This is a genomic window from Pacificimonas aurantium, from assembly GCF_020092905.1.
GTDB lineage: Bacteria > Pseudomonadota > Alphaproteobacteria > Sphingomonadales > Sphingomonadaceae > Pacificimonas > Pacificimonas aurantium.
The window spans coordinates 446,305-471,173 of sequence record NZ_JAGSGB010000002.1; the positions used below are offsets into that span (position 1 = coordinate 446,305).

26 protein-coding genes and 1 tRNA gene are annotated in these 24,869 nt (G+C 64.2%); 10 read left to right on the plus strand and 17 right to left on the minus strand.

The genetic code is table 11. The annotated features are described in order from the left end of the window. Positions 1 to 28 precede the first annotated feature (28 nt). Together KCN53_RS08960 and KCN53_RS08965 are read right to left on the minus strand one after the other, a co-directional pair. Positions 29 to 1,555 (minus strand): cryptochrome/photolyase family protein, encoded by a 1,527-nt coding sequence (locus tag KCN53_RS08960; protein WP_088712679.1) that lies wholly within the window; start codon positions 1,553 to 1,555, stop codon positions 29 to 31. Between the two features lie 60 nt (positions 1,556 to 1,615). Then, a tRNA-Asp gene (locus KCN53_RS08965) sits at positions 1,616 to 1,692 on the minus strand. 273 nt (positions 1,693 to 1,965) lie between these two features. On the opposite strand from KCN53_RS08965, the gene KCN53_RS08970 reads away from it, so the two are divergent. Beyond that, a complete protein-coding gene (locus KCN53_RS08970) occupies positions 1,966 to 2,670 on the plus strand; it encodes an SDR family NAD(P)-dependent oxidoreductase (RefSeq protein WP_088712678.1) in 705 nt (234 codons plus the stop codon). Positions 2,671 to 2,699: 29 nt separating this feature from the next. Here KCN53_RS08970 and KCN53_RS08975 read toward each other — a convergent pair whose 3' ends face one another. The 4 genes from KCN53_RS08975 to KCN53_RS08990 form a co-directional block, all read right to left on the minus strand. Further along, positions 2,700 to 4,580: an ABC-F family ATP-binding cassette domain-containing protein gene (locus KCN53_RS08975; RefSeq protein ID WP_088712677.1), complete on the minus strand. Its 1,881-nt coding sequence runs from the start codon at positions 4,578 to 4,580 to the stop codon at positions 2,700 to 2,702. Positions 4,581 to 4,682: 102 nt separating this feature from the next. Beyond that, positions 4,683 to 6,014: a M20/M25/M40 family metallo-hydrolase gene (locus KCN53_RS08980; RefSeq protein WP_088712676.1), complete on the minus strand. Its 1,332-nt coding sequence runs from the start codon at positions 6,012 to 6,014 to the stop codon at positions 4,683 to 4,685. A gap of 2 nt (positions 6,015 to 6,016) precedes the next feature. After that, the gene (locus tag KCN53_RS08985; protein ID WP_088713454.1) at positions 6,017 to 6,997 is read right to left on the minus strand and encodes an NADPH:quinone oxidoreductase family protein; all 981 of its coding nucleotides are present in this window, start codon (positions 6,995 to 6,997) and stop codon (positions 6,017 to 6,019) included. A 54-nt stretch (positions 6,998 to 7,051) separates the two neighbouring features. Continuing rightward, positions 7,052 to 7,954, minus strand: a complete 903-nt coding sequence (locus tag KCN53_RS08990; RefSeq protein ID WP_088712675.1) for a hydrogen peroxide-inducible genes activator — start codon at positions 7,952 to 7,954, stop codon at positions 7,052 to 7,054. A gap of 157 nt (positions 7,955 to 8,111) precedes the next feature. Between KCN53_RS08990 and KCN53_RS08995 the strand changes: the two genes are divergently transcribed. Next, positions 8,112 to 8,654, plus strand: a complete 543-nt coding sequence (locus tag KCN53_RS08995) for a peroxiredoxin (RefSeq protein WP_088712674.1) — start codon at positions 8,112 to 8,114, stop codon at positions 8,652 to 8,654. Between the two features lie 132 nt (positions 8,655 to 8,786). Beyond that, positions 8,787 to 9,308 carry a carboxymuconolactone decarboxylase family protein gene (locus KCN53_RS09000; RefSeq protein WP_088712673.1) on the plus strand — a complete coding sequence of 174 codons (522 nt, stop codon included), beginning with the start codon at positions 8,787 to 8,789 and terminating at the stop codon, positions 9,306 to 9,308. Here the strand turns inward: KCN53_RS09000 and KCN53_RS09005 are convergent. Beyond that, positions 9,305 to 10,051 (minus strand): sulfite exporter TauE/SafE family protein, encoded by a 747-nt coding sequence (locus KCN53_RS09005; protein WP_088712672.1) that lies wholly within the window; start codon positions 10,049 to 10,051, stop codon positions 9,305 to 9,307. The two genes, KCN53_RS09000 and KCN53_RS09005, sit on opposite strands and share 4 nt — an antisense overlap. 138 nt (positions 10,052 to 10,189) lie before the next feature. Here KCN53_RS09005 and epsC point away from each other — a divergent pair, with 138 nt between their 5' ends. Together epsC and KCN53_RS09015 are read left to right on the plus strand one after the other, a co-directional pair. Next, the gene (gene epsC / locus KCN53_RS09010) at positions 10,190 to 10,882 is read left to right on the plus strand and encodes a serine O-acetyltransferase EpsC (RefSeq protein ID WP_088712671.1); all 693 of its coding nucleotides are present in this window, start codon (positions 10,190 to 10,192) and stop codon (positions 10,880 to 10,882) included. 60 nt (positions 10,883 to 10,942) lie between these two features. Further along, the gene (locus KCN53_RS09015) at positions 10,943 to 11,236 is read left to right on the plus strand and encodes a DUF2794 domain-containing protein (RefSeq protein ID WP_317988427.1); all 294 of its coding nucleotides are present in this window, start codon (positions 10,943 to 10,945) and stop codon (positions 11,234 to 11,236) included. Between the two features lie 35 nt (positions 11,237 to 11,271). Here KCN53_RS09015 and KCN53_RS09020 read toward each other — a convergent pair whose 3' ends face one another. The 9 genes from KCN53_RS09020 to KCN53_RS09060 all read right to left on the minus strand — a co-directional run bounded on the left by KCN53_RS09020 (position 11,272) and on the right by KCN53_RS09060 (position 19,751). Then, positions 11,272 to 11,919 (minus strand): hypothetical protein, encoded by a 648-nt coding sequence (locus tag KCN53_RS09020; RefSeq protein ID WP_088712669.1) that lies wholly within the window; start codon positions 11,917 to 11,919, stop codon positions 11,272 to 11,274. Between the two features lie 94 nt (positions 11,920 to 12,013). After that, positions 12,014 to 12,262: a hypothetical protein gene (locus KCN53_RS09025; RefSeq protein WP_088712668.1), complete on the minus strand. Its 249-nt coding sequence runs from the start codon at positions 12,260 to 12,262 to the stop codon at positions 12,014 to 12,016. A gap of 151 nt (positions 12,263 to 12,413) precedes the next feature. Further along, positions 12,414 to 13,313 carry an SDR family NAD(P)-dependent oxidoreductase gene (locus KCN53_RS09030; protein WP_088712667.1) on the minus strand — a complete coding sequence of 300 codons (900 nt, stop codon included), beginning with the start codon at positions 13,311 to 13,313 and terminating at the stop codon, positions 12,414 to 12,416. Positions 13,314 to 13,408: 95 nt separating this feature from the next. Further along, the gene (gene phoB / locus KCN53_RS09035; RefSeq protein WP_088713453.1) at positions 13,409 to 14,107 is read right to left on the minus strand and encodes a phosphate regulon transcriptional regulator PhoB; all 699 of its coding nucleotides are present in this window, start codon (positions 14,105 to 14,107) and stop codon (positions 13,409 to 13,411) included. 17 nt (positions 14,108 to 14,124) lie between these two features. After that, on the minus strand, positions 14,125 to 14,844 hold the full coding sequence (gene phoU, locus KCN53_RS09040) for a phosphate signaling complex protein PhoU (protein ID WP_088712666.1): 720 nt from the start codon (positions 14,842 to 14,844) through the stop codon (positions 14,125 to 14,127). Positions 14,845 to 14,864: 20 nt separating this feature from the next. After that, positions 14,865 to 15,674, minus strand: coding sequence for a phosphate ABC transporter ATP-binding protein PstB (gene pstB, locus KCN53_RS09045; protein ID WP_088712665.1), 810 nt, complete (start codon positions 15,672 to 15,674; stop codon positions 14,865 to 14,867). Continuing rightward, positions 15,674 to 16,966 (minus strand): phosphate ABC transporter permease PstA, encoded by a 1,293-nt coding sequence (gene pstA / locus KCN53_RS09050; RefSeq protein ID WP_088712664.1) that lies wholly within the window; start codon positions 16,964 to 16,966, stop codon positions 15,674 to 15,676. Before pstA ends, pstB begins: the two co-directional genes overlap by 1 nt. Continuing rightward, positions 16,959 to 18,347, minus strand: a complete 1,389-nt coding sequence (pstC, locus tag KCN53_RS09055; RefSeq protein ID WP_088712663.1) for a phosphate ABC transporter permease subunit PstC — start codon at positions 18,345 to 18,347, stop codon at positions 16,959 to 16,961. The genes pstA and pstC overlap by 8 nt, the downstream gene beginning before the upstream one ends. 138 nt (positions 18,348 to 18,485) lie before the next feature. Beyond that, on the minus strand, positions 18,486 to 19,751 hold the full coding sequence (locus KCN53_RS09060) for an ATP-binding protein (RefSeq protein WP_172406235.1): 1,266 nt from the start codon (positions 19,749 to 19,751) through the stop codon (positions 18,486 to 18,488). 199 nt (positions 19,752 to 19,950) lie between these two features. On the opposite strand from KCN53_RS09060, the gene KCN53_RS09065 reads away from it, so the two are divergent. Genes KCN53_RS09065 through KCN53_RS09080 form a run of 4 tightly spaced genes read left to right on the plus strand, consistent with a single transcriptional unit; the run spans position 19,951 to position 22,768 of the window. After that, entirely contained in the window at positions 19,951 to 20,547 is a 597-nt protein-coding gene (locus KCN53_RS09065; RefSeq protein ID WP_088712661.1) for a hypothetical protein, read from the plus strand. 7 nt (positions 20,548 to 20,554) lie between these two features. Beyond that, positions 20,555 to 20,830 carry an HPr-rel-A system PqqD family peptide chaperone gene (locus KCN53_RS09070; RefSeq protein ID WP_088712660.1) on the plus strand — a complete coding sequence of 92 codons (276 nt, stop codon included), beginning with the start codon at positions 20,555 to 20,557 and terminating at the stop codon, positions 20,828 to 20,830. A gap of 7 nt (positions 20,831 to 20,837) precedes the next feature. Next, positions 20,838 to 21,710, plus strand: a complete 873-nt coding sequence (locus KCN53_RS09075; RefSeq protein WP_088712659.1) for an HprK-related kinase A — start codon at positions 20,838 to 20,840, stop codon at positions 21,708 to 21,710. Continuing rightward, a complete protein-coding gene (locus tag KCN53_RS09080) occupies positions 21,707 to 22,768 on the plus strand; it encodes a nucleotidyltransferase domain-containing protein (protein WP_088712658.1) in 1,062 nt (353 codons plus the stop codon). Before KCN53_RS09075 ends, KCN53_RS09080 begins: the two co-directional genes overlap by 4 nt. On the opposite strand, the gene KCN53_RS09085 is transcribed toward KCN53_RS09080, so the two are convergent. Then, positions 22,686 to 23,387: an HAD hydrolase-like protein gene (locus tag KCN53_RS09085; protein WP_088712657.1), complete on the minus strand. Its 702-nt coding sequence runs from the start codon at positions 23,385 to 23,387 to the stop codon at positions 22,686 to 22,688. The two genes, KCN53_RS09080 and KCN53_RS09085, sit on opposite strands and share 83 nt — an antisense overlap. 115 nt (positions 23,388 to 23,502) lie before the next feature. Here KCN53_RS09085 and glmU point away from each other — a divergent pair, with 115 nt between their 5' ends. After that, entirely contained in the window at positions 23,503 to 24,861 is a 1,359-nt protein-coding gene (gene glmU / locus KCN53_RS09090; RefSeq protein WP_088713452.1) for a bifunctional UDP-N-acetylglucosamine diphosphorylase/glucosamine-1-phosphate N-acetyltransferase GlmU, read from the plus strand. Positions 24,862 to 24,869 lie beyond the last annotated feature (8 nt).

Below are 24,869 nucleotides of genomic sequence, written 5' to 3' on the forward strand. Positions count from 1 at the left end.
AGAATTTCCTGATACCCGTGCAGAGAAGCTAGCGCAGGCCCTTCAAAAAGCTGCGGGCGCTTTGACGATAGTCGTCACGCCGCTTCTCATCCATCCGATCCCAGCTGCGATAGGGCATGGCGAGGCGGCGATTGTCCCCCAGCTTGTCCCGGTTGCGGTCAAGGAAATGCCAGTAGAGCGCGTTGAAGGGGCAGGCCCCCTCCCCCGTCTTCCGGTTCACGTCATACGTACAGCGGCCGCAATAGTCGGACATCTTGTTGATGTAGTTTCCCGAGGAGGCGTAGGGCTTCGTGCCCAGAAGCCCGCCATCGCCGAACTGGCTCATGCCGAGCGTGTTGGGCAACTCGACCCACTCATAGGCGTCGGCATAGACCTCAAGATACCACTCATGGACCTGTCGGGGGTCGGCGCCGATCAGAAGTGCGAAATTGCCCGTGATCATCAACCGCTGGATATGGTGGGCATAGGCATGCTCGACGGTCTGGCCCACTGCCTGGGAGAGGCAGTGCATGTCAGTTTCCCCCGTCCAGTAGAATGACGGCAGGTTGCGGTCCGCGTTCAGAAAGTTGCGATCACGATAGTCGGGCATCTCGCGCCAGTAGAGGCCGCGCACGAATTCGCGCCAGCCGATGATCTGCCGAATGAAGCCTTCGGCCGCGTTCAGGGGAGCATCGCCGTCCTGCCACGCCTGCTGAACGCGGCGGCAGACGTCGAGCGGATCCAGAAAGCCGATGTTGAGATAAGGCGAGATGACCGCGTGATAGAGGAAGCTCTCGCCCGTCAGCATCGCGTCCTGATATGTGCCGAAGCGCGGCAGGGCATCGGCGATGAAACGGTCGAGCACATTCTCGGCATCGTCCCTGGTCACGGCGAAGTCGAACCGGTCGAGCGTGCCGATATTGTCCGGGAACCGCTCTGCGACGAGCTCCATGACCTCATGCGTGATACCGTCCGGTTCGAACGTCGGACGCTGCGGCATGAACAGGTCATCGTCGGCGGGCTTGCGATTCTCCTTGTCGAAATTCCAGCGCTCGCCCGCGGGGTCGCCGGCATCGGTCATCAGGAGGCCGGTCTTCCGGCGCATCTGACGGTAGAAATATTCCATGGTGATGGACGTTCGCCCTTCGGCCCACTCCGCAAACTCTCCGAGCGAACAGATGAAGCGATCGTCGTCGAACATGCGAACGGGAATAGCGAACCTGTCGGGCCATTCCTCGATCATCTGCTGGACGCGCCATTCGCCCGCCTTCACGACGCGCACTTCTTCGATCTCGTACCGCTCGAGCGCGCGGGCGAGTTCGCCGGTGAAGCTGCCGCTATTCGCCTCGTCGGTCAGCGGGACATAATCGACCGACCAGCCAGCCTGGCGCAGCTCCTCTGCAAAATGGCGCATCGCCGAGAGGATGAAGACGAGCTTCTGCTTGTGGTGGGCGACGTAAGTGGTCTCTTCGTCGAGCTCCGCCATCAGGATGACGGTATCGTCCTTCGCGCAGCCGCGAAGCGAGGCGATGTCGCGCGTCAGCTGGTCGCCGAGCAAGTAGACGAGACGGGTCATGCCAAGCCTGAATGACCGCGGATGCGGGCCGGTTTCACCGGTGCGACGATAAGGGGGAAATGGCGCGAGTGACGGGACTTGAACCCGCGGCCTCCGGCGTGACAGGCCGGCGCTCTAACCAACTGAGCTACACCCGCGTGGGAGTTCCGGGAGCGGCTTTGCGTCACCGGAGGCGCGCCATGTACGTAGGCTGCCGGACCCTGTCAAGCGGATGTCACACGGGAAATTGCAAGACGGGAGATTTTTCGGAGAACGGCCCGGCCCCGATCGCGGCGACGTGATCCACCGGCGCAGGCGTTCCGGTGCTGGCCCCGGTACTGACCCCGTACTGGCCTGGCACTGGAGCGCGCGGCCGAAACCGCCTAGGCGCACGCCTGAAACCTGCCTCTCTCCAACAGACTGGACCGTCCATGAAGATCCTCGTCACCGGAACGTCGCGCGGCATCGGCGCGGCCATCGAAACCGAACTTGCAGAACGCGGCGCGGCCGTGATCGGACATGGAACGGCGGCAGGACCCAACCGGGTCGGTGCGGACTTCACCCGGCCCGGCGCGGCCCAGGAACTGTGGGCGAAAGCGAAAAGCGCGCTGGGCGGCGAGATCGACGTCCTCGTCAACAATGCGGGGCTGTTCGACAAGGTGCCTCTGGGATCGAGCGACGAGGACTGGAGCGAAGGGTGGGCGCGCGGCCTCGCCATCAACCTCCAGGCGCCCGCAGACCTCAGCCGCCTCGCCATCGAACACTGGAAGGCGCGCGGCACCGGCGGCCGCATCGTCAACATCGCCAGCCGTGCAGCCTATCGCGGCGACGGCATCGACTATGGCCATTATGCGGCGGCGAAGGCGGGGCTGGTCGGCCTCGGCAAGACGCTGGCGCGCGGCCTCGCGGGTGAGGGCATCCTCATCTACACCATCGCGCCGGGCTATGTGATGACCGGCATGGCGGAGGACTATCTGGCCAGCCGTGGGGGCGAAAAGCTGCTCAACGACATTCCGCTCGGCCGGGTCGGCACCCCCGAGGAGGTCGCCAGCATCGCGGCCTATTGCGCCTATGACGCTCCGGCTTCCATGACCGGCAGCGTCATCGACATGAACGGGGCAAGCTTCGTTCGCTGAGGCTTTCGGGCGCCAGGCCGTTCGGCGGGCTAAGCCGTTTCGAGGGCCGAAGCGGCCTCAAGCCAGGCGGCCTCGGCACGCGCGAGTTCGCCCTCGAGCTCGGCGCGGCGCTTCATGAGGTCGGCGATCGCCGCGCCGTTGCCAGCCAGCGCGGGATCGGCCACCGCCGTATCGACGATGGAGATGTCGCGGCCGAGACGGGCCATGGCGGCCTCGTGCGTGGCCGCGCGTTTCTTGAGGTCCTTCTGCTGTTCGCGCGACAGCGCGGGAGGGGACGCCGGAGTGGAGGCTTGAGCGGGCGCGGCCGACTTCGCCCCGGCGCCCTGCCCCTTCGCGCCGCCCTTCCGCTCCCGCCGGCCGAGAATGAAGTCGGTGTAATCGTCGAGTGTGCCGTCGAAATCCTCCGCGCGGCGATCGGCGACGAGAACCAGCCGGTCGGCTACCAGCTCGATCATGTGACGATCGTGACTGACGATGATGACGGTGCCCTGATATTCGTTCAGCGCCTGAACGAGGGCTTCGCGCGTGTCGACGTCGAGATGGTTCGTCGGCTCGTCGAGGATAAGAAGATGCGGGGCATGGCGCGTGATGAGCGCGAGCGCGAGGCGCGCCCGCTCCCCGCCCGACAGGCTGCCGATCAGCTGCGTGGCGCGTTCCCCGGAAAAGCCGAACCTGCCGAGCTGCGCGCGGACCTTTGCCTGCGGCGCGCTGTCCATCTGGCGCGTCATCTGCTCGAGCGGCGTGGCCGTCCGGTCGAGTTCCTCGACCTGATACTGAGTGAAGTACCCCACGGTCATCTTGCCAGACGCATGCACTTCGCCGTCCATGGGGGGCAGCTGAGCCGCCAGAAGCCGTGCCAGCGTGGTCTTGCCATTGCCGTTCTGCCCCAGGAGCGCGATGCGCTCATCGGGGTCGATGCGCAGGTTGAGACGCGACAGAACCGGACGCCCGTTATAGCCGACGGACGCCATGTCGAGCGTCATGAGCGGCGGCTTCAGCTCTGGAGAAGAGGGAAAGTCGAAGGATAGCGTCGGATCCTCGATCACGGCCGCCACCGGCTTCATCTTTTCGAGCGCCTTCACCCGGCTTTGCGCCTGCTTTGCCTTCGATGCCTTGGCCCGCCAGCGGTCGACAAACGCCTGCAGCTTCTCGCGCTCCGCCTGCTGCTTGCGCGCCGTTGCCGCCTGCTGAGCCAGATGTTCGGCGCGCTGCCGCTCGAAGCTGTCGTAGCCGCCGCTGTAGAGTTTCGCGCGTCCCTGCTCGATGTGGAGGATATGATCGACCACATTGTTGAGAAGGTCGCGTTCGTGACTGATCACGACCATGGTGGCGGGATAGGCCTTCAAAAAATTCTCGAGCCACAGCGTCGCTTCGAGGTCGAGGTGGTTCGACGGTTCGTCGAGGAGGAGCAAGTCGGGCTGCGAAAACAGCAGCGCCGCGAGCGCAACGCGCATCTTCCAGCCGCCCGAGTAGCTGTCGACCGGCCTGCCCTGCATCTCCTCATCGAAGCCTAGCCCGACCAGAATGCGCGCCGCGCGGGCCTCCGCGGACCAGGCGTCGATCATGTTGAGGCGCTCGTGAATCTCGCCTAGCCGTCCAAGGTCCTCACAGGTCTCGGTTTCCTCGAGGAGAGCCGCACGCTCGGTATCGGCGGCGAGGACCAGCTCCAACGGCGTAGCCTCGCCGCTCGGCGCCTCCTGCTCCAGATAGCCGATGCGCATGCCCTTCGGCAGGTCGAAGTCGCCGCTGTCGGTCTCGATCTCCCCGATCATGACCTTCATCAGGGTCGACTTGCCTGCACCGTTCCGACCCACGAGCCCGACGCGCCCGCCCGGCGGGATCGCCGCGGACGCGCGGTCCAGGATGGTTCGGCCGCCAAGCCGCACCGTGATGTCCTTCATCGTCAGCATGGACGACCGCCTAGCATGACCATGCGAGAAGCGGCAGAGGCCTTGTGAAAAGGCGCGGAGGACCGGGCGCTCGCTGGGAAAGGCAGCCCCCGCCGCCGGAAGCTAGTCCCGCGGCTGGAGGGCGAGCCTGCTCATAAGGACCGCCATGCGCTTCGCCTGTCGGGTGATCGAATCTAGCAGCACATACTCGCCCGGGGCGTGACTGTTGCCGCCATCCGTTGCCATGCCGGCGAGCGCTGCATCGACATATTCCGACACGAAGCTGATGTCCGCGGCCCCGCGCCGTGCGGGATCCCATTCCCCGAGTTCGGGCAGACCGAGATCGCGGCTGACCTCGTTGAGTTCGCCCAAGAGCGCACGATTTGCCTCCTTCGGCGCCATGGCGGGGTAGCCATCGTCCGAAAATACGAGCTCTGCGTCCGTCCCCGGCAGATTGAGCGCGACGATCGCCTGCATCTTCGCGCGCACATCGGCATCCTGTTCTGGTGTCAGCGTGCGCAGCCCGCCGCGCGCCACCGCAGTTTGCGCAATAACATTGGTCTTGCCCGACGAGGAAATGGCGAGCCCGCGGTCGTCGATCTCCGCAGTCGTTCCGCCGCCCATGACGCCCACGTTGAAGGTCAGATTGCCTTCGCGCACATCGCTGCGCCAGTCATCGAGGATGCGCACCATTTCGTAGATCGCGCCGTAGCCCGAAGCGTCGGAAAAGACACCGCTGGAGTGGGCCTGACGTCCGGTGGTGGTCAGCGTCCAGCTGGTGGAGGACCGGCGTGCGATGGTGCCATATTCAAGACCATCCGCATCGACGGACAGCCCCTCGAAACCGAGCGCGACATCGGCCCAGCGGCCAGCCTCTATGAGGTCGCGGCGCGCGACGTCGAGCGGCGAACCGGGACGCTCCTCATCACCCGTCAGGACGATCTTGATGTCGGCGGGCGCGAGCGTTCCCGCCGCTTTCATCGCGGAGAGAGCCGAAAGCAGAACGGCGATACCGCCCTTGTCGTCGGCGACACCCGGTCCGATCGCCCGGTTCGGATCGTCCGGATCGAGCTCGTAGCGCTGGAACGGGGAATCCGGCTCGAACACGGTGTCGAGATGGCCGATGAGCAGCATACGCTTGCCCTCGCCCGAGCCTTCATGCGTCAGGACGAGATGCCCGGCGCGGCCCGTCTCGGCCATGTCGATCCACTCGGCTGTAAAGCCCAGCGGTTCGAAGGCCTCCCGCACCATCTGCCCTACGCGCCGCACACCCTCGACGTTGAGGGACCCTGAATTGACGTTCACGATCTCCTCGAGGAAGTCCTCAACAGTCTCGGTCTCCGCCTCGACGGCAGCGGGAATGCGCTGCTCAGCGGGGCTAAGCTGTGCAGCGGCCGGAACCGCCGCTGCGGCGATGGGGAATGCGAGAAGGGCGGCGCAACGGGCGGTAAACATCCTCAGTCGCCAATCTCTACGAGAACCTTGCCCATGGCCTTTCGGTCCATCATCCAGCGAATGGCTTCGCCGCCCTCTTCAAGAGGGAACCGCTTCGACACGTAAGGCTTCAGCTTGCCGTCGTTCAGCCAGCCCATCAGCTCGGTCATATTCTCCTGGTGAACCTTCGGTTCGCGGGCCGTGAAGGATCCCCAGAACACGCCCACGATGGCGGCGCCCTTGATGAGCGGCAGATTCATGGGAAGTTTCGGGATTTCGCCGCCGGCAAAGCCGATAACAAGATAGCGGCCATTCCATCCGATAGAACGAAATGCGGGTTCGAAAAACTTGTCGCCCACCGGATCGTAGATCACGTCAGGGCCTGCACCGCCGGTCGTCCGCTTGATCCCCTCGCGAAGATCTTCATCGCTATAGTTGATGAACTCGGTGGCCCCATATTCCTTGCAGAGGTCGAGCTTTTCCTGCGTCGACGCAGCGGCGATCACCTTCGCGCCCATCAGCTTGCCGATCTCGACCGCAGCGAGGCCGACGCCCCCGGCAGCGCCCAGAACGAGCAGAGTCTCGCCCGGTTTCAGGTCGCCGCGCTGTTTCAGCGCATGATGGGAGGTGCCGTAGGTCATGGTGAAGCCCGCGGCGATATCGAAATCCATATCGTCGGGGATGGGAATGACCCGGCTGGCATCGACGGCGATCTGTTCGGCGAACGCACCGTTGCCGCACATGACCAATACCCGGTCACCATCCTTCAGATGGGAAACGCCTTCCCCCAGCTTGTCGACGACGCCCGAGGCCTCGCCTCCAGGAGAGAAGGGCAGGTCGGGTTTGAACTGATAGAGGTTGCGGATGATCAGCGTGTCCGGGAAGTTCACCCCCGCCGCCTTCAGGTTGATGCGAACTTCACCCTTCTTCGGCTCGGGCGAGGGAACATCCTCCACCACGAGCTTTTCCGGCGGTCCGTGTTCCTTGCAAAGCAGCGCTTTCATTTCGATCCCTCCAAGTCTGTTTTCGTTCATTTCCGGCAGACGTCCTGCCGGGCTCTAGGAGCCCGCAGCGGCAGCGTCGACCAACGCTTTCGCGAGCATCCTGAATTCCGCCTCGCGCGGGCTCGACTTGCGCCAGATAAGCGCAATCTCGCGCGACGCATTGCCCTCAAGCGGGCGGACCTCGACGTCCGTTCCGCGGAGAAGGCCGGCGTCGAGCGCCATTTGCGGCACGAGCGTAAGCCCGAGCCGGTTATCGACCATCTGGATGAGCGTGTGAAGCGAGGTACCGATGACCGACGCCTCGGTACGAAATTCGGGCCGGCGACACGCGGCAAGGGCATGTTCTTTGAGACAGTGCCCATCCTCGAGAAGGAGAAGCCGGTCGCCGTCAATTTCGCCGGCGGCCACGCTTTCGGCTGCCAGCGTCTCATCGTCCTTGTGAGCTGCGACCAGCAGACGGTCGTCGAACAGCTTCTCGGTCTCCACCTCCCCGCAGCCATAAGGCAGTGCCAGAAGCACACAGTCTAGCTGCCCCTTCTGGAGTGCGTCGCAGGCGCCCGAACTCGGCTCCTCGCGCAGAAACAGCCTCAAATTCGGATGCGCCTTGCGCAGCGCCGGGAGCGCACGAGGCAGGAAAAAGGGCGCGATGGTGGGAATCACACCAAGTCGCAGATCGCCCGTCAGCGGCTTCGATTCCATCTGCGCGAGTGCGGCGAGATCTTCGGCATCGGCGAGAATCCGCCGCGCCCGGTCGGCGATGCGGTCGCCCAAAGGCGTAAAGCGGACGACGCGCCGGGTACGCTCCACGAGGTGCGCATCGAGAAGCGTTTCAAGCTCCCGGATGCCCGCCGAGAGGGTCGACTGAGTGACGAAGCTGGCCTCTGCCGCGCGGCCGAAATGGCCATAGTCCGCAAGCGCCACGAGATATTGCAGCTGCTTCAGCGTAGGTAGATGCATGATCGGCCCCTTCGATCATTCCGTCAAAAAAAATTAATTGGCTGATTATAGGAACCACTCCCATATGCAAGCCCGTTGACGAGGTGAGTGAGGGCCCGAGCGGGCTTCCCGCCCGCCTCGTTCACCCGAGTTTTACCAAAGCAGGAGAGCAACCAGCATGCTGACGATTGGCGACAAGCTTCCCGAATTCAACGTCCCCGCACAGAAGGGTGTCGACGCGCTTCCGGACGACGAGCGCATCAGCCACAGCGATTTCGAGGGCAAGTGGAAGATCCTGTTCTGGTGGCCGAAGGACTTCACCTTCGTCTGCCCGACCGAGATCATCGGCTATGGCGACCTCAAGGAAGATTTCGAAGACCGCGACGCGGTGCTGATCGGTGCTTCCACCGACACCGACTTCGTACACTTCGCATGGCGTAAGTCCGACGAACGTCTCGCCGCCCAGGATTTCTGGTGGCTGGCCGACAACAAGAAGGAACTGGCCAATGCGCTCGGCATCGTCGACGCCGACGCCGGTGTCGCCCTGCGCGCGACCTTCATCGTCGACCCGGACAACATCATCCAGCACATCACGATCAACGGCCTGAACGTCGGCCGTAACCCGCAGGAGACGCTGCGGATCCTCGATGCGCTGCAGACCGACGAACTGTGCCCGTGCAACTGGGACCAGGGTCAGGAAACGCTGAAGCCGGCCGCGTAAGCCGACTTCCTCTACCCGATCAGGGGCGGCGCCGGTCATTCGTCGCCGCCCCTTTTCTTTTCATGAGACCGTGCCGCGTACCGGTGCGCCTCACTCCCCCGAAGCCGTTCCCCGAAACGAAAGGACGCCCCCATGTCACAGGTCAAGGACCTCGCCCGCGAACTTCCCGACTATGCGAAGGACACGAAGCTCAACATCGGCTCGCTGCTCGGAGACGGCACCGTCGACGAGCAGAAGAAATACGGCCTGCTGGTCGCCTGTGCCCATGCCACCAGCTACGGCCCGCTGATCGATGCCGCCGAAGAGGAAGCCGGCGAGCATCTTTCCGAAGAGGCGATGAACGCCGCCAAGGCGGCTGCCAGCCTGATGGCGATGAACAACATCTACTACCGCTTCACGCACCTCGCCGGGAACGACGAATATGCGAACATGCCCGCCAAGCTGCGCATGAACGCGATGGCCAATCCCGGCGTCGACAAGGTCGACTTCGAACTGTGGTCGCTGGCCGTCAGCGCCATCAACGGCTGCGGCATGTGCATCGACAGCCACGAGAAGGTGCTGATCAAGGAAGGCGTCAACGCCGAGACGATCCAGTTCGCCGTCCGCATGGCGGCCGTCGTCTTCGCGCTCGGCCGCACGCTCGCGGCGGCCTAGCCCCCGGCGACAGCCGAATAGATCCCGTAGGCGCTCGTGAGGATGATCACGGCGCCTGCGAGGATCAGGAGCGATCGCGGCTTGAGATACCGCACCGCGATCGGGCCGAGCGGCGCCGCGATCAGCCCGCCGACGACAAGGCCCAGAGTGGCCCTCGTAAACGCCTCGAAGCCGAGCGAGAGGATGAAGGTGACCGAGATGGTCAGGGTCAACAGGAACTCGGCGCTGTTGACCGTGCCGACGGTGGTGCGCGGGCTCGAGCCCTGAAGCAGCAGGTTGGAGGTGACGACCGGTCCCCAGCCGCCACCGCCCGCAGCATCGAGAAATCCGCCCGCCAGGCCGATCGGCGCGACGATCTTCGGTTGCTTGGGCACCGGCGGATAGCGCAGCGCCCGCCAGAGGAGCAGGACCCCGATCCCCAGAAGATAGGCGAGCACGAAGGGCTTGGCGGCCGACGCGTCTATGCTGCTGAGAACATAGGCCCCGAGCGCGCCGCCGATCAGGCCCGGCAGGACGAGCCGGCGAAACAGGCGCCAGTCGATGTTCCGGGCCGCGATATGGCCCATGCCGCTGACGCCCGTCGTCACGCATTCGGCAAGGTGCACGCCCGCCGACGCAGCCGCGGGCGGCACCCCGAAGCCGATCAGCAATGTCGAAGAGATGACCCCGAAGGCCATGCCCAGCGCGCCGTCAACGAGCTGGGCGAGGAAACCGACTAGGACGAACGGAAGAAGGTCGGCTATCTGCGTGACAGTTTTTTCTGGCCGGCCCGCCCCTTGCGCAGCGCGGGGTGAGACGACAATTAACGCCCAGGCCGGTTATCATATTCCTGTTTTGCAGGAATGAAACGACCGAAGATTGCGAATGCAGGAGTGGCCAGGATGTTCCGCGAACTTGTCGCATATCTCGACAGCGTGAAGCAGCGCGATCCGGCGGCCCGCTCGCGCTGGGAGGTGCTGCTCTATCCCGGTGTCTGGGCTCTCGGCGCCCACCGCCTCGCGCACTTCCTCTACCGCGGAGAGCTCTACCTGCTGGCCCGCGTGGTGAACCACATTGCGCGCATGTTCACCGCGATCGACATCCATCCCGGGGCGCGCATCGGCAAGCACCTGTTCATAGATCACGGCTTCACGGTGATCGGCGAAACCGCGGAGATCGGCGACGACGTCACCATCTACCAGTGCGTGACCTTGGGCGGGACCAATCCGGCGAACGGCGTGCCCGGCAAGCGGCATCCGACGCTCGACGACGGCGTCATCGTCGGCTCCGGTGCGCAGATTCTGGGGCCCATCTATGTCGGCAAGCGTGCGCGCATCGGCGCCAATGCGGTCGTCACGCGCGAAGTGCCCGAAGGCGCCACGATGGTCGGAATTCCAGGTAAGCCGGTCCCCGTCGCCGCCGAGAACTACGCCGCCGACTTCATGCCCTATGGCACCCCCTGCGCGGATCGCTGCGATCCCGCCATGCAGCAGATCGAGGCGCTGAGGGCCGAATTGCAGGCGCTGGAGGAGCGCCTTGACGCTTCCCGGCGGGGGGCGGATGATCCCCAGCCGCGCAAACGCATAGGGAGATAGTCAATCTCAGCAAGTGTCACGCCGCTGTTCGGCGACAAGAAGAACAAAGACACGCAGGTCCTGTTCGATCGCCACGAGATCAACCAGATCATGAACCTTTACGGCCGCATGGTGTCTGCGGGTCAGTGGCGCGACTATTCCATCGATTTCGAAAGCCGCGAGGCGCGCTTCAGCGCCTTTCGCCGCGCGGCCGACCGGCCGGAGATTTCGATCGTCAAGCGGCCCGACCTGGCACGCAAGCAGGGCCTGTACGCGCTTCTGGGAGAAGCCGGGCAAACGCTGAAACGCGGCAGCGATCTGAAAAGCCTGATGGCGCCTCTGGAACGGCGCCTCATGAAGCTGGTGGAGGCCTAGCGGCGGCCTAATTCCCGCCCCGCTGGCCCGCCCGATCAGTTGGAGCCTGACGCGGCCTCTGCGCCGGCAGAGGTCTGCGCAGCCTCCATTGCGCCGGCATCGCGCTTTTCCAGAAGCGCCCAATAGTCCGGAGCGCTCATCCCCAGCTGGTTTACCTCGTCGGCGTTCAGCTCCATCTGATGGATGGTGAAGCTCTTGGGCTTCTTCATCAACTCCTCGCGCGGCTCGACCACGAGGCCCGACCGGCGCATCGCCTCGGCAACGAAATGCACGCAGTTCCGGTTGTTGAGGCTGTACGTGTTGTCGCCTTCATCGCCCCACTCGGTCACGAGCGAACGCACCCGCTCCACCTGACGGTCGTCGATGTCCAGCTCGAACCAGACGTCGCTGTTCGCCATATAGTCGGGCTCGGTGAAATCGATCTTCCCGGCCACGTCGGTGAGGAGGATCAAGGGACTCACCGTTTTTACGGTGAAGCCATAGCTTTCGTCGACGACCTCACCGTCCTTCATGTGCCCGCGCAAGGTGACGAAGGCGTGAGGGAAATATTCCCCCGTGTCCTGAGACCAGAACGCGATGGTGACCTGGGCCGCACCAGGGGCGGACCAGACGAGAGCGCAAAGAGCCACGAGCGCGGCAAGGAAAGTCCGCATCTGTACGGCTAGGACGAATTTACGAAGCATGGCGCATATTTACCGCCTGACCGGTTCGGTACAAGAGGACTGACGGCGGGGCTAAAGCGAGCTCTAATCGCGCACCGCCAATGGCATCGCCAGTTCAGATCAGGCCTGAGACTGCGCTTCCTGCGAGAAACCCGAAGACCTGCGCGACGACGTAACCGCCCACGAAGACCAGGAAAGCGGCTATCCCCCGACCTGCCCCGCGGCTGCGAATGGTGCCCCAGAGGAGCCCCAGAGGAAGAACGAAGATGATGAGGAGCTTCAGCCAGATGGGCGGGGGCTCCTTGCCGTGAAGCCGCGAGTCCGCCGCCGTCCAGATGATGCAGGCGGCCAGCAAGGGGACCATGAGCGCGAAATCGAACGCGGTCAGTTGCGCCGCGGTCCGATCGAGAAAGCCGCTCTGTCCCCCGCTGATGAAGGCGATGACCAGCGCAACGCCGTAGGCGATGCGCCGCGTGCGCCGCGCGCCGCCTACCGGCGAGCCGGGATTCCCCTCGTTAACTGATCTCTCCCTGGCGCCCCATCACGAGTGCACCCTGCTCGGATCCGGACTGCGGCACGGTTTCGCCCTCCCGGTCCACAATTTCGGAGAACCGCTTGGCAATGGTCTCGGCTGTCCGCTCTTGCTCGCGCAGCATGATCCCCTTGGTCAGAGTCACATGGGCCGCGTGATAGCCGCCCGCACCGGCGCCGAGAATCGTATTGGTCGGTGCCTCGTCGGATGCGAGGAACACGACTGCGGGCGCAACCTTATCCGGCGAATAGATCTCCAGCATCTGCTCGGGCATGATGTCTTCGGTCATACGCGTGCCGGCGACCGGGGTGATGGTATTCACATGAATGTTGTTCTTCGCGCCTTCCAGCGCCAGCGACTTCATCAGCCCCACCAGGCCGAGCTTCGCAGCGCCGTAGTTCGTCTGTCCGAAATTTCCGTAGAGACCCGTCGAGGACGCGGTCATGACGATGCGGCCATAATTGGCATCGCGCATGTGCTGCCACACCGCCTTCGTGCAATTCACCGAGCCCATCAGGTGCACGTCGAGGACAAACTGGAAGTCGTCCAGCTCCATCTTCGCGAAGCTCTTGTCGCGCAGCACGCCGGCGTTGTTCACGAGGATGTCGATCCTTCCCCACTTGGACATGACCTGGTCGACCATGGCGAAGACGGCGTCGCGGTCGGTTACGCTGGCGGGACTGGCGATCGCCGTTCCGCCCGCCTCTTCGATCTCCGCCACCACGGATTCGGCGGCCGTCGCGGACCCACCGGTGCCGTCGCGCGCGCCGCCAAGGTCGTTCACCACGACCTTCGCACCCCTTTTACCAAGGTCGAGGGCATATTCGCGGCCGAGGCCGTTGCCGGCGCCGGTGACGATCGCAACGCGGTCGGTGAAATCCATGTCAGTCTCCAAAAGTCATAGCTGCCGCCTGCCCTAGCGAAGGGCGGAGAAAGCCGGAACCCTGCCCTTTCATCAGGCTGGGCCGCCGCCCTGCCTCAGCTCTGACCCACACCGGAGTCGAGGGCATAACCCGCGGAACGGACGGTTCGGATGATGTCGCTGCGGCCATTGGCGTTGATCGCCTTGCGTAACCGGCGGATGTGGACGTCCACGGTCCGCTGCTCGACATAGACGTCGCGCCCCCAGACGGCATCCAGCAATTGTTCGCGGCTGAAGACACGGCCTGGATGTTCGAGAAAATGGCGCAGTAGCCGGAATTCGGTCGGCCCGAGCGAGATGGCTTCGCCGGCGCGCACGACCTTATGCGCACCGAGGTCCATTTCGATGTCGGCATAGCTGAGCGTGGCGCCCGCAATGGCCGGGCGCAGCCGCCGGAGCACCGCATTAATGCGGGCGACCAGTTCGCGGGGACTGAAGGGCTTCGTGATATAGTCGTCTGCGCCGGTTTCGAGGCCCCTGATCCGGTCAGCCTCCTCGGTCCGTGCGGTCAGCATGATGATCGGCACATTCTGGGTCGCGGGACTGCGGCGAAGTCGGCGGCAGACTTCGATTCCGGAAAGGTTGGCGATCATCCAGTCCAGAATGACGATGTCCGGACTTTCCTCCTGCGCAAGGACGAGTGCCTCTTCGCCATCCTCGGTCTGGACGGTCGCAAAGCCTTCCTTCTCCAGATTGTAGGTCAGCAGTTCAACGAGGTTTGTATCGTCTTCGACGATCAGAACCTTCGGATCCATGGCCTGTTTTCCCATGATCAGAGCGGCAGAGAAATTTCCGTGGCGTCGCCGCCCTTCGGACGGTCCGCGATATGATCACCGGTTGCGCTGTAGTGTACCATTTCGGCGATATTCGTAGCGTGATCGCCGACGCGTTCCAAATTCTTGATGATGAAAATGAAATGTGTCGCGGTCGCGGTCTGGTTCGGGTCCTCGGCAATCTGAGCGAGAAGCGCCTGGAACAGACTTTCATAATAGTCGTCGATTGCCTCGTCGCCGGCGGCAACCTTCTTGGCCAGCTCCGAGTCGCGCTGGGCGAACGATGTCAGCGCGTCATCCAGGAGGGACGATGCCATGCGCGCCATTTCCGCGATGCCGGGGTGAACCCCGCGGTCGACATGCCCCGCCAACACAGAAACCCGGCGCGCGCAATTCTTCGCATAGTCGCCGACCCGTTCGATGACCGAACCGATCTTAAGCGCAGCGATGACTTCGCGCAGATCGCCCGCCATCGGCGCACGGCGCGCGATAATGGAAATGGCATAGGCCTCAGCCTCCATCTCCATCTCGTCGAGCTCCTTGTCCTTCGCGCAGATGCGGTCGGCAGCTTCCTCGTCGCTGGTCAGCAAAGCCTCGATGCTGTCGTCGAGTTGCTTGCGTGCAAGTCCGCCCATGCGCCCGATCATGGACCGCAGCGAGCGCAAGTCATCGTCGAAGGACTTGACGGTGTGGCCGGGAGGGGAAGGCGGTGACGACATGGGTTCTCCAATAGTCCGGATCAGCCGAAGCGACCGGTAATATAATCTCGCGTACGGTCCGCCTTGGGATTCGTGAATATCTCGTCGGTCGGCCCGTACTCCACAAGATGCCCCAGGTGGAAAAACGCCGTGCGCTGCGACACACGGGCGGCCTGCTGCATATTGTGCGTGACGATCACAATGGCATAGCGGCCCTGGAGTTCATCAATCAATTCTTCAACCTTCGCCGTGGCGATTGGGTCCAAGGCCGAACAGGGTTCGTCCATCAGGATCACCTCCGGGTCGACGGCGATCGCCCGCGCAATACACAGGCGCTGCTGCTGGCCGCCCGACAGCGCCGTCCCGCTTTCGTCGAGCCGGTCCTTGACCTCGTTCCAAAGTCCGGCGCGCTGCAGGCTGGTTTCGACGATCCGGTCCATGTCGGTCTTGGATTCCGCGAGCCCGTGAATGCGGGGGCCGTAGGCGATGTTCTCATAGATCGACTTGGGGAACGGGTTCGGTTTCTGGAACACCATGCCGACCCGGGCGCGCAGCTGCACGACGTCCATCTTCGGATCGTAGATATCGCGCCCGTCAAGATCGATGTCGCCTTCGACCCGCGCGATATCGATGGTGTCGTTCATTCGGTTGAAGCACCGCAGGAAGGTCGACTTGCCGCAACCGGAGGGCCCGATGAAGGCCGTGACATAATGCGAATCGACGTCGATCGAGACGCTGCGCACGGCCTGCTTCTGTCCGTAGAAGACGCTGACGTCGCGTGCCGTCATCTTGGCGTCGTTGCGGAGCGTCATCTCTTCGTGAACGACGGTCTCGGTGTCGTATTCGGCCATTACCAACGCCTCTCGAACTTATTACGCAGATAGATGGCGAGTGCATTCATACTGAGAAGAACCGCAAGGAGCACCATGATCGCCGCGGAAGTCTTTTCAATGAAGCCTCGGCCTACCTCATCCGACCACAGGAAAATCTGTACCGGCAGCACCGTCGCGGGCTGCGTCACCCCTTCGGGTATGTCCGACACGAACGCGCGCATGCCGATGAGAAGCAGCGGTGCCGTTTCCCCCAGCGCGCGGCTGACGCCGATAATCGTACCGGTCAGAATGCCGGGCAGCGCCACCGGAAGGACATGGTGGCTGATCACCTGAAGACGCGATGCGCCGACCCCGAGCGCAGCATCCTTGATGGAGGGCGGCACCGACTGGAGCGCGACGCGCGCGGCAATCACGATCACGGGAAGGGTCATGAGCGCCAGCGTCAGCCCGCCGACGAGCGGCGCCGAGCGGGGCATGCCGAAGAAATTTAGGAATACCGCCAGGCCCAGAAGACCGAAGATGATCGAGGGCACGGCCGCCAGGTTGTTGATCGATACCTCGATGATGTCGGTGATGCGGTTCTTCGGCGCATATTCCTCAAGATAGACCGCGGTCATCACGCCGATGGGGAAGCTGATCGCCAAGGTAACGAGAATGGTGAGGATGGAGCCGATAAGCGCGCCCCAGACGCCCGCAAGTTCGGAACTGGTGCTGTCTGCGCGGCTGAGAAAACCACTGTTGAAGGCAAGGCGCACCCGGTCCGATTCTCGCAGGTCGCGATAATCTTCGACCATCTCGTCATCGACCACGCGGCGCTCTGCCGGAAGCGTGAAGTCGACATCGCCCTTGGCCATCAGGTCGACCTCCGGCGAGGCGACGACCCAGACGCGCTCGGTCTGCCCGAGAAGCCCCGGGTTTTCCTCCATCCGCTCACGCAGGCGCAGCCATGCGCCCTCGCTGGCGACGCGCTCCGTCCCGAACTGCTCGCGGAGGTCGCGGCGCAGAAGCGTGCGGTAGTCGGCGCGGGCAAGTGAGCCGCTTTCGGCGGTCAGCTCGTCCTCGACATAGGTCACCTCGACGGCGACCTCGGCGCGCTGGAACCCGCGCCAGCCATCGGAGACGATCGTGAACAGGAGAAAGGCCAGGAAGCCGGCGGCAAGGACGAGCGCGGCCAGCCCGAAAAAGCGGAAACGCCGTTCGCGTGCATAGCGGCGCCGGATGCGGCGCTGCATCGCGTTCGAATGCCATTCCGTCGGGGTGCGCTCGGGAAGGGTCTCGCCGGTGTCGCTGGGCGATGACGGATCAGTCATAAGCCTCCCGGTAGCGCTTCACGACCGCGAGCGCGTAGATGTTCAAAAGGAGCGTCACGATGAAGAGGACGAGACCGAGCGCGAAGGCGCTGAGCGTCTTGGCCGAGTCGAATTCCTGGTCGCCGGTCAGAAGCTGCACGATCTGCGCCGTGACGGTGGTGACGGATTCGAAGGGGTTCGCCGTCAGATTTGCCGCCTGACCCGCCGCCATCACCACGATCATGGTCTCGCCGATGGCCCGGCTGACGGCGAGGAGTATGCCGCCGACGATCCCGGGCAGCGCGGCCGGCACGAGGACCTTCTTGATCGTTTCGGACGGCGTTGCGCCCATGGCGAGGCTGCCATCGCGCATCGAGCCGGGAACGGCCGAAAGCGCATCGTCCGCCATCGAGGATACGAAGGGGATGATCATGATCCCCATGACCGCGCCGGCGGCGAGGGCGCTTTCCGACGACGCGCTGTCGATACCGATGGAAATGGCGAATTCGCGCACCGCCGGCGCGACCGTCAGCGCCGCGAAATAGCCGTAGACGACCGTCGGCACACCGGCGAGAATCTCGAGCAGGGGCTTGAGGATGCGGCGCGCGGAGGCACCGGCATATTGCGTCAGATAGATGGCGGACATCAGGCCGAGCGGAATCGCGACGATCATCGCGATGATCGCGCCGATGAACACGGTGCCCCAGAAAAGCGGCACGGCACCGAACGCGCCGGTAGAGCCGACCTGGTCCTCGCGGATTGCGGTCTGCGGCGACCACTGCGTGCCGAAGATGAACTCGAACGGCGATACCCGGCTGAAGAATTCGAGGCTTTCGTAAAGCAGCGACAGGACGATGCCGAAGGTGGTGAGAATCGCCACCAGCGACGCCAGCGCGAGGACGATCGTGGCGAAGCTTTCCACATGCGTGCGGGCGCGAAATTCAGACTGGCTGTTGAGCCAGGCATAGCCGCCGCCGATCAGCGCGAGAAGCAGCGCGAGGCCACCGATGACAAGGCGCCAGAAGCCGACAAGCTCGCCGTAGACGGGGACGGCGGCGGCCACATTCTCGTTGAAGGCCGCCGGCAGCGCGCCGGAATAGACGGCGCGCAGCTCGTTGAGAAACGCCTGCTGCTCGATGCCGCTACCCGGACGAATCGCCTCGGGGATGCGGGCAAGCGTCTGCTGCGCGACGATATTGTCGCCGAGCACCGCCCAGAAGACGATGACCAATATGGCGGGCACGAAGGCAAGGATCGCCGCCCAGGCGCCATGGTAGACGGGACGCGAGTGCGAGCGCATCGTTCCCGCCGGTCCGCCGAACGCCGCGGCCCGGGCACGCGTCGTCAGATAGGCGAGAACCGCCAGCGCGACGATGATCAGTGCGAATCCGCCTAGCGTCATGTGCGCGTCCGCGCCCCCTACATAAACTCTGTCTTCAATCGCAATGCCGCACCCAGCCTGCCATGTCCAAGCTGGCGATCCGATTTGCGCGGCGGTCGAACCCGGCCCTACTGACGAGCGCAGTTTGCAGAATTGTGACTAAATCGCGCGAAGATCCTCCGGCAGGGCCGGAAGCGCTCCTCCGGCCTCGCCGGAAAGCGGCCCGGCAAGCGGAATCGTGAAGGAGACGACGGTCCCCACGCCCGGCTCGGACCGTATCTCGAGCTTGCCGCGGTGGCGTTCGACGATGTGCTTCACGATCGCCAGCCCGAGCCCGGTTCCGCCGAGGCGGCGCGAGCGGCCGGCGTCGACGCGGTAGAAGCGCTCGGTGAGCCGGGGAATATGCTCGGGCAGGATGCCCTCCCCCTCGTCCCTGACCGAAACGAGGACCGAATTCTCCGCGCGGCGCAGGGACAAGGTCACCGGCGACCCGCTGCCACCATATTTGAACGCATTCGAGACGAGGTTGCGCAGAACCTGAAAGATCTGGTCGCGGTCGGCGAGCACCGGCGGAAGATTCGCCTCTGCATCGACAATGAATTCGTGGCCGCCGGCGTCCGCTTCCAGTTCCACGGTCTCCGAAAACTCGTCGACCAGCGCGAGGAGGTCGGTGCGCGTACGGGGCCGCATCGACTTGTCGAGCTCGACCCGCGAGAGCGACAGCAGATCGTCGATCAGCCGGGTCATGCGACTGGTCTCCTCGTTCATCAGCCCGAGAAACCGCGTGCGGGCGGCCTCGTCGTCGGCCGCTGCACCCTGAAGCGTCTCGATGAACCCGGAGACCGTTGCGAGCGGCGTGCGCAGTTCGTGGCTTGCATTGGCGACGAAATCCGCACGCATCCTCTCCGTCGCGCGCACCTGGCTGTAGTCGACGAAGTTCATGAGCAGGCGGTGTTCGTCGATGGGGGCGATCCGCAGTCGGTAGGTGCGGCCCGCAGCCGCAAAGCTGTCGAGTTCGCGTACGACCTCCGACCGCTCGCTGATGGCGATATCGACCGCCTCCAGCGCGACCGGGTGGCGAATGGCGAGGCGGACATCCTCCGCCGGCACCGTGCCGAGAAGCTCGCGCGCCGCGCTATTCGCGGCCACGACGTCATGCTCGGTCGTGACGACGAGAGCGGCGTCCTCCAAGACTTCCAGCCCGATCGTATCATCGGGCAGCACGACCGGCTCGGCAGGCTCGCGCTCCTCATCCTCTTCTTCGCTCGAAACGAAGCTCTGGCGCGTGAACAGGCCGGGAAGCAGCATGACTGCGACCGCGGCGGCCACGAAGGCGAGCGCCTGCGATCCCGTACCGGCACCGAAGCCGATGAGCAGCAGCAGGCCCGCAACGATGTACAGCCGGGCCGGATATTCAACGAGCATCGCTCTCTTCCATTTTTTGGTATTCATCTCATATTAGCCTCGAGAGGCGAAGACGAACTGTCGGTGTTTTTTACGAAAACGCATCGACGGAAGAGAATAGGAACCAGTTTTCAACAGTTTCCGCCTATGGTATGCTACTTGCATGGCAAAGCGCGGACTGCGTATTTTCGGCAGAATTGAGTAAGGTTGGCAGGCGAGCATGAACGAGAAGGCTGAAAACGGCGCGGCACAGGATGCCGAACCGGGCCGTCGCGGTGGCGATGCGCCTGCCGAGCAGCAGGCTATAAACGCGAAGACGGCAAATCGCCGCCGGGTCCTGAAACTCGGCGCGCTCGCGGTACCCGCCGTGGCAACCCTGTCCCCCTCCATGGCGATGGCAACCTATGGCAGCGGCGGCGGGGGCTGGGGCGGCGGTGGCTCCGGCGGTGGCGGCACCAGCGGTGCAGCCGTATCGCTGATGATGTGCACCGTGCCGATGCCCTCCTATGTTTCGGAGGACGGCTACCCGGTCGAACAGCGCGACATTTACTACTCGGGCTCGGGCTACAAAAAGCAGATGTACACCTACCGGTCCGGACAATGGTGGCGCGTCTACGAAGGCCCAAGCGCGGGCAGCTATTCCGGGCAGGAACTGAAGGACTCCTCGGAAGCCGGTTGGAGCACGCCGTCCGGTGTGAGCGGCGACGAATATGAGGCCCATCTCAACTATATGTACCGCGTCGGCACACGCGAAATCGAGGGTGCCGGCCTGACCTGCCTCGTCAGCCTGACCAACAACCTCAATCTTCACATCTGAGCCTGGTATGCGCTACCGCCTGAGGGCGGACGAGGTCAGGATCGAACCCCTGGCCGGGCTGACACTGGCCCATCAGCGCCTGTCGGGCGAGACCCACGTCCTGTCCGAGGAAACGGCTGCGATCCTCGATGCCCTCCCCGAACGCGGCGGGTCGCCTGCAGAGATCGGCCGTATCTTGACGGAACGGTTCGAGATCGTGGAGGCCGAAGATGTCGGCCTGACCGGGTCGATCGAATCCCGGCTGGAGGAGCTGCGCGCGCTCGGTCTCGTCGAGCGCGCCTGACAGGCAGATGAAACGCGTGCGCCTGCGGATCGGCCCGGCGATATTCGAGCTGCGCTCGCCCTTTCGTTCGGTGTTGACGGAGGTGGAAGCGCTCTACCGGCGCTACCCGCAAAATCTCGATGGAGAGATTTTCGATTTTTCGGTCACCGGACTGCCGGTGAGCCCATGGCGCCGCTTTCTCCGCCCCTCAATAATGTTCGGCGGCGATTTTTCGCTTGCCGACATCGTTCCCGTTGAAAAGCGGCTGGGCCTTCTGGGCTTCGAAATGGCCATCAATCTGCAGATGGCGCTGGGCTATCTGCGCCATATCGTCGTCCATGCCGCATCGGCCGCCAAGGATGACGAAGCGATCCTGATCACCGGCGAGTCCGGATCGGGCAAAAGTACCTTGTCGGCGCTTCTCAGTTACCAGGCCAGGTGGCGGCACATGGGCGACGAGCTTGCACTCCTATCGCTGGAAACGCGTCCGCTGCTGCATCCTTATCCCAGGCCGATCAGCCTGAAGAACGAGTCCATTCCGGTCATGGAATCGCGCGCGCCGGAGGATCGCTTCGGCCCGTTGCTGACCGACACGGTAAAGGGCGATGTGAGACATCTGGTTCCCCCCCAGCGCGCCATCGAACAGATGGACCGCCCCGCCCTACCCAAGCTTGTCATCTGCCCGCATTTCGAAGCGGGCCGGGAACCCGCCGTCCGCCGCATGACGGAATCCGAATGCTATGTGCGGCTGTCGACGGCCTCCACCAACCAGCTTCGCCTGGGCGAACGGGGGTTCGATGCGATGGTCTCTCTGGTGAAAACCGTACCAGCCTACGACATCAGCTATGGCTCGAGCGAAGACGCGCTGAAGCTGGTCGACGAGCTTTGGCAGCAGGCATGACCGGCCCCTCCATGCTGCTGTTCGAGGCTCTGCGTGAACCGGAACGCCTTCTCGCCCTGACCGCGAAGGACTGGAACGGACTGATCCGCGTCGGCCGGGCAGAACGCCTGCTTGCCACGCTGGGAACACGAGCGGAGGGCCTTGCCCTGCCCGTGCGGGCAGCCGCGATCCTGGAGGAAGCGCGGCTCGACGCGGAACGCGGGCAGGACCGGATTCGCTTCGAGATAGACCGCATGGCAGAGACCTTGCTTCCGCTCGGATTCCCGGTCGTCCTCCTGAAAGGCGGCGCGTTCCTGATGGCCGGGCTGTCACCGCTTCCCGGACGGGAGATAGGCGATCTCGACATTCTCGTGCCCCGTGACCGGATCGGCGAGGCGGAACGCACCCTGCGAGAGGCGGGGTGGATTTCGGTGAAGGCCAGCGGCGGATATGACGACAGCTATTACCGCGAGTGGATGCACGAGCTGCCGCCGCTGGCGCACAGATCGCGGGGCAATGTCATCGACCTGCACCATAATGTTCTGCCGCCGACCGGACGGCTGGCGCCCGACGCCGCCGGCATGATCGATCGGGCGGTGCGTCTGCCCGGCGGGCTGTTCATCTTGTCGCCCGAAGACATGCTGATCCATGCCGCCCTGCACGTCGCCTATGATGGGGATTTCCATGGCGGGGCCCGGAACTTGTGGGATATCGACCGCCTTTTCCGCGCATTCAGCAGTGCCGATGCGGCGTTTGCCGAGAGCCTTAGGGACACGGCGCGCGCACAGGGGCTCATGCTTCCCGTGCGGCGCGCGCTCTTTCTGGCACAGGCCCTCTACGGCACGCCGGTTCCCGCCGCGCTGTCGAAGCGAACGGACCCGGTGGACATACTGGCGAAAAGGAAACTCCAAGGCCGCGACCGCTATGGCCGCCAGCGCACGCCGGTTGCGGATTTCATTCTATACGCCCGTGGTCACTGGCTGCGCATGCCGCCGTTCATGTTGGTGCGCCACTTGTGGACCAAATGGAGGGCGCGGCGACGTGAAGCGCGGGACGCAACTCGTCGAACCGGTCGATGACCGCGGCGGTCTCGAGCTCTTCCGCAGGGCAATCGAGATATCCCGGCCGGAAGAGGATGAACGGAATGCGCGCTGCCGCGGCGGCGCGGGAATCGACGCTGGAGTCGCCGACATAGACGGCGCGGCGAGGATCGCCGCCAGCGCCGACAATGGTCTCCGTCAGGTGACGCGGGTCAGGTTTCTTCACGTCGAGCGAGTCGGCCCCCAGAATGGCGGCAAACCTGGGCGCCCAGCCAAGCGCTTGAATCAGATCGCGAGCCAGCGCCGCCGGCTTGTTGGTGCAGACCGAAAGAAGCGCATCCTCCGCCAGCGCGTCGAGAGCCGCTTCCACCCCCGGCCAGGGCCGCGACCCTACGCAAATATTGCGGGCATAGTGATCGAGGAAGACCGGCACGCCCTCGTCGAGCATCCGCTCCGAGCCCCCTCCCGTGAGGGCCAGGCCTTTCTCGATCGTGCGACGCGCGCCATGGCCGACCATGTCGCGTACCCGGTCGGTCTCGACATGGGGGCGGCCGAAATGATCAAGCACCGCGTTCATGGCGGCGGCAAGATCCGGGGCCGTATCGACAAGCGTACCGTCGAGATCGAAACAGACGGAGGGACGGGGCGTTTCGGGCATGACGCCTTCCCTCTATGAGATGTCGGCGATTCACAAGGCAGCGTCGCTGGTGCGAGGCGAGAACGGGACGGGGACGCGGCGCCTCTGCAGCGTTCCAAAGGGAGGAATAGCGAATATGGGTTCACGATCTCTGGCGGTGGTCATCCTCGCCGCCGGCAAGGGCACGCGCATGAAATCGGAGCTGCACAAGGTTCTGCATCCGGTGGGCGGACGGCCGATGCTGCTGGGACTTATCGACGAGCTGCGCAAGCTCGACCTGAAGAAAAGCGTCGTCGTTGTCGGCGCAGGCGGCGAGAGTGTGCGCTCCGCGGCCGAATCCGACGATGTATTGTTCGCCGAGCAGACCGAACAACTGGGGACCGCACATGCGGCGCTGATGGCGCGCGACACGCTGAAGAATTTTACTGGCGACGTGCTGGTCTGCTTCGGCGACGTGCCGCTGCTGAAAGCCGCGACGGTCGAGACGATGCAGCAGCGCCTGGCCGCAGAGGACCGGCCGGCCAGCGTGGTGCTGGGCTTCCGGCCCGCCGATCCAAAGGCTTACGGCCGCGTGATCGCCGACGAGGCCGGACGCATCCGCAAGATGGTCGAATTCAAGGATGCGAGCCCCGAAGAGCGCGCCTGCGACCTGTGCAATGCCGGCCCGCTGATGGCCCGGGGCGAGGAGCTGTTCGACCTTCTCTCGCGCATCTCCAATGACAATGCTCAGGGCGAATATTATCTTCCCGACGTCGTCACTGTGGCGGCCGCGGATGGCCGCGACAGCGCGGTGGTCGAAGCCCCCGAGGCCGAGGTTGCTGGCGTGAACGACCGGCGCGACCTCTCACGCGCCGAGGCGCTGTGGCAGGAGGAACAGCGCGAGCATATGATGATGGCCGGCGTGTCCTTGCGCGCGCCAGAGACGGTGTATTTTTCCTACGACACCCGGATCGAGCCCGATGTGGTCGTCGAACCGCATGTGGTGTTCGGTCCCGGCGTACGCGTCGACCGCGGCGCGGCGATCCGCGCCTTCAGCCATCTGGAAGGCGCTCATGTGGGACCGGACTGCGAAGTCGGGCCCTATGCCCGGCTGCGGCCCGGTGCGAAGCTGGAGCGCGGCGCGAAGATCGGCAATTTCGTGGAAATGAAGAAGGCCGTGCTGGGCGAAGGCGCGAAAGCTAATCACCTGACCTATCTGGGCGATGCCGAAGTCGGGCCCAGGGCGAATATCGGCGCGGGAACGATCACCTGCAATTATGACGGCTACTTCAAATACAAGACGGAGATCGGCGCGGAGGCCTTCATCGGCTCGAATTCCGCGCTGGTGGCCCCCGTGCGCATCGGCGATGGGGCGATTGTCGGTGCGGGCTCCACGGTGACGGAGGATGTCGAAGCAGGCGACCTGAGGCTGGAGAGGGCCGCGCAGGCGAGCAAGTCCGGCTGGGCGGCGCGATTCCGCAAGGCCATGCAGGAGAAGAAGTCGCGGTCGCGTTGACATGGGAG

What these genes read in the sequence shown, in the direction of transcription:
- glmU (WP_088713452.1), top strand. Translation starts at nt 23,503, where the DNA reads ATGGGTTCACGATCTCTGGCGGTGGTCATCCTCGCCGCCGGCAAGGGC.
- KCN53_RS09075 (WP_088712659.1), top strand. Translation starts at nt 20,838, where the DNA reads ATGAAACGCGTGCGCCTGCGGATCGGCCCGGCGATATTCGAGCTGCGC.
- KCN53_RS08995 (WP_088712674.1), top strand. Translation starts at nt 8,112, where the DNA reads ATGCTGACGATTGGCGACAAGCTTCCCGAATTCAACGTCCCCGCACAG.
- KCN53_RS08975 (WP_088712677.1), bottom strand. Translation starts at nt 4,580, where the DNA reads ATGCTGACGATGAAGGACATCACGGTGCGGCTTGGCGGCCGAACCATC.
- KCN53_RS09030 (WP_088712667.1), bottom strand. Translation starts at nt 13,313, where the DNA reads ATGGATTTCACCGACCGCGTTGCGATCGTCACCGGCGCCGGCAACGGC.
- KCN53_RS09020 (WP_088712669.1), bottom strand. Translation starts at nt 11,919, where the DNA reads ATGCTTCGTAAATTCGTCCTAGCCGTACAGATGCGGACTTTCCTTGCC.
- KCN53_RS09065 (WP_088712661.1), top strand. Translation starts at nt 19,951, where the DNA reads ATGAACGAGAAGGCTGAAAACGGCGCGGCACAGGATGCCGAACCGGGC.
- KCN53_RS08990 (WP_088712675.1), bottom strand. Translation starts at nt 7,954, where the DNA reads ATGCATCTACCTACGCTGAAGCAGCTGCAATATCTCGTGGCGCTTGCG.
- KCN53_RS09060 (WP_172406235.1), bottom strand. Translation starts at nt 19,751, where the DNA reads ATGCTCGTTGAATATCCGGCCCGGCTGTACATCGTTGCGGGCCTGCTG.
- KCN53_RS09080 (WP_088712658.1), top strand. Translation starts at nt 21,707, where the DNA reads ATGACCGGCCCCTCCATGCTGCTGTTCGAGGCTCTGCGTGAACCGGAA.
- KCN53_RS09025 (WP_088712668.1), bottom strand. Translation starts at nt 12,262, where the DNA reads ATGGTCCCCTTGCTGGCCGCCTGCATCATCTGGACGGCGGCGGACTCG.
- pstC (WP_088712663.1), bottom strand. Translation starts at nt 18,347, where the DNA reads ATGACGCTAGGCGGATTCGCACTGATCATCGTCGCGCTGGCGGTTCTC.
- KCN53_RS08980 (WP_088712676.1), bottom strand. Translation starts at nt 6,014, where the DNA reads ATGTTTACCGCCCGTTGCGCCGCCCTTCTCGCATTCCCCATCGCCGCA.
- phoB (WP_088713453.1), bottom strand. Translation starts at nt 14,107, where the DNA reads ATGGATCCGAAGGTTCTGATCGTCGAAGACGATACAAACCTCGTTGAA.
- KCN53_RS08960 (WP_088712679.1), bottom strand. Translation starts at nt 1,555, where the DNA reads ATGACCCGTCTCGTCTACTTGCTCGGCGACCAGCTGACGCGCGACATC.
- pstB (WP_088712665.1), bottom strand. Translation starts at nt 15,674, where the DNA reads ATGGCCGAATACGACACCGAGACCGTCGTTCACGAAGAGATGACGCTC.
- KCN53_RS08970 (WP_088712678.1), top strand. Translation starts at nt 1,966, where the DNA reads ATGAAGATCCTCGTCACCGGAACGTCGCGCGGCATCGGCGCGGCCATC.
- KCN53_RS09070 (WP_088712660.1), top strand. Translation starts at nt 20,555, where the DNA reads ATGCGCTACCGCCTGAGGGCGGACGAGGTCAGGATCGAACCCCTGGCC.
- KCN53_RS09000 (WP_088712673.1), top strand. Translation starts at nt 8,787, where the DNA reads ATGTCACAGGTCAAGGACCTCGCCCGCGAACTTCCCGACTATGCGAAG.
- pstA (WP_088712664.1), bottom strand. Translation starts at nt 16,966, where the DNA reads ATGACTGATCCGTCATCGCCCAGCGACACCGGCGAGACCCTTCCCGAG.
- KCN53_RS08985 (WP_088713454.1), bottom strand. Translation starts at nt 6,997, where the DNA reads ATGAAAGCGCTGCTTTGCAAGGAACACGGACCGCCGGAAAAGCTCGTG.
- phoU (WP_088712666.1), bottom strand. Translation starts at nt 14,844, where the DNA reads ATGTCGTCACCGCCTTCCCCTCCCGGCCACACCGTCAAGTCCTTCGAC.
- epsC (WP_088712671.1), top strand. Translation starts at nt 10,190, where the DNA reads ATGTTCCGCGAACTTGTCGCATATCTCGACAGCGTGAAGCAGCGCGAT.
- KCN53_RS09085 (WP_088712657.1), bottom strand. Translation starts at nt 23,387, where the DNA reads ATGCCCGAAACGCCCCGTCCCTCCGTCTGTTTCGATCTCGACGGTACG.